Source organism: Streptococcus sp. KR (assembly GCF_002238115.1).
Lineage (GTDB): Bacteria > Bacillota > Bacilli > Lactobacillales > Streptococcaceae > Streptococcus.
In genome coordinates, this window is the sequence record NZ_NGVM01000192.1 from 1 (window position 1) to 364 (window position 364).

Below are 364 nucleotides of genomic sequence, written 5' to 3' on the forward strand. Positions count from 1 at the left end.
GCCACGACATGGAATTCTGTGCTAAATTTGCCGACAAATGCACGTTTATGTTTGATGGCCATCTCAACACGCTGCTTGCCACGCAATCATTTTTTGCCGATAACTTTTTCTTCACCACGCCAATTAACCGGATTGCCCGTGATCAGGTTAAGGACGCCCTACTGCCAGTCGATCTGAAGCTGGCGAACCATCCAGAAAGGGGGTGAGTGTTACTTGAAACAATCTTCGTTACTCAACCGGTATCGGTTATTAATTGCGTTATTGTTAATGTTTATTTTTCTGCTATTCATTGTCTTATTGAAGGGAAAGCACTACCTATTATTTAGCTTTATGTGCCTAATCTGTAGCCTTTTACCCGCGTACT

General features: G+C 42.9%; 1 pseudogene. It reads left to right on the forward strand.

The features are described 5' to 3' along the window. Positions 1-206, forward strand: a pseudogene (locus tag CBI42_RS11565) (ABC transporter ATP-binding protein); the annotation flags it as partial. Between the last annotated feature and the right edge of the window lie 158 nt (positions 207-364).